This window comes from Vannielia litorea (assembly GCF_018424695.1).
GTDB classification, from domain to species: Bacteria; Pseudomonadota; Alphaproteobacteria; order Rhodobacterales; family Rhodobacteraceae; genus Vannielia; species Vannielia litorea_A.
In genome coordinates, this window is sequence record NZ_QTNQ01000210.1 from 1 (window position 1) to 644 (window position 644).

Annotated in this window: 1 protein-coding gene; it reads left to right on the top strand. The window is 68.2% G+C overall.

Features of this window, described 5'->3' with window-relative positions:
* Window positions 1–391 precede the first annotated feature (391 nt).
* Window positions 392–644: hypothetical protein (locus tag DYI42_RS24010; RefSeq protein WP_213549646.1), on the top strand; the 253-nt coding region annotated here is incomplete at its 3' end.

Genomic DNA, 644 nt, shown 5'->3' on the forward strand with positions numbered 1-644 from the left:
CGACAGACGATCTTCGAAGCGCAGCACCCGGCCAGGCGTTTCACATGCGCCCACCCAGGGTCGGGCGCGGCCCTCAACGCCTCGCATCGGCCAGACGGCAGCAAGCGCGCCCGCGCCAAGCCGTCGCAGCGCCACGTGCTTTCCAGCCGCCCGCCGGGGCGAAACCCGCCGCACAGAGCGGCCCCTTGGCAATCTCTCCCGCGCTTTGCATACTCGCCCGGCAACGGCGATCTCTGGATGGCTCTCAGCAGCGATGAGGAGAGTTGGGCGGGGCATCCCCGCCTGTGATGATGACCTACACAGACACGGCGCTACCGCAGCTGGGTAAACCCAGATCGGGTAGCGCACTTCCAGGACGAGCAGAGATCGCCCGTTGCACAAGGCGGTCGGGATGAACCGGCAGCAGCTCGCGCGCAACCTCGCCACCAGCCTGACCCTCGGTGCCTGGACCGAGGATGAACTTCGCCAGGTGCTTACCCGCCGCCTGCCGCCGCCGCTGCACCGCCTCGCGCCGGCCATCGCATCCCGGCTCCTCCAGGCGCTCCCCTGGCGCTACGCCCCGAGCCCGCGCGAGGTCGCCCGTGAACTGCTGCAACTTCCAGAGTTCAACCGGATCCATCGCTTCCTGTCTCTTATACCCATCT